Genomic DNA, 658 nt, shown 5'->3' on the forward strand with positions numbered 1-658 from the left:
TGACCCGTCCTGCCATAGGTTGACACCTATGGGGTGGATGATCCGGCCGTCGTCAGGCGGCCAAGGACGCCCGGTGCATCGCATCGGGCGTCTGCATTTTAAGGGACAGGTGGGGGCGCTCGGCGTTGTAGATCTCCACTGCCTCAGCCACCATCTGCCGCGCCTGTCCCAGGTCCCGTGGGCGACGGAGCAGAAACTCGCATTTGAGGATCCCGTTGATCCGCTCTGCCAGAGCGTTCTGATAGCAATCGTAGCCGTCGGTCATGGAGCAGGTCAGGCCGTGCTTGGCATGGATCTTCTGATAGTTGTCCGAGCAGTACTGGATGCCCCGATCCGAATGGTGGATCAGCCGTTGCCTCGTTCTCCGGGTTTTCAGGGCCATCTCCAATGCCTGCGCGGTATGTTCGGTCTGCAGCGTCTCATTCACGCTCCAGCCTACGATCTTGCGTGACCACGCATCGGCAACAAGGCTCAGGTAAACGAACTTCCCATCTGTTGGTAGATAGGTGATGTCAGCCACCCACACCTGTTCGCAGCCGCTGGGAACGATGCACCCTTCACCGGATTTGAGCAGATTGGGGTGCTTGCGGAAGCGATGATGGCTATCGGTCGTCTTGTGATACGCGCGACGCTGGGGCACCAGCAAGCGCGCTTCTCG

1 protein-coding gene is annotated in these 658 nt (G+C 59.9%); it reads right to left on the reverse strand.

The window, feature by feature from the left end:
- Window positions 1-52 precede the first annotated feature (52 nt).
- Window positions 53-658, reverse strand: a 606-nt coding sequence (locus IFT63_RS17460) for an IS3 family transposase (RefSeq protein ID WP_192085258.1), incomplete at its 5' end; no start/stop codon positions are given.

Origin of the sequence: Stenotrophomonas sp. CFBP 13724 (assembly GCF_014841975.1) — a bacterium.
Lineage (GTDB): Bacteria > Pseudomonadota > Gammaproteobacteria > Xanthomonadales > Xanthomonadaceae > Stenotrophomonas > Stenotrophomonas lacuserhaii.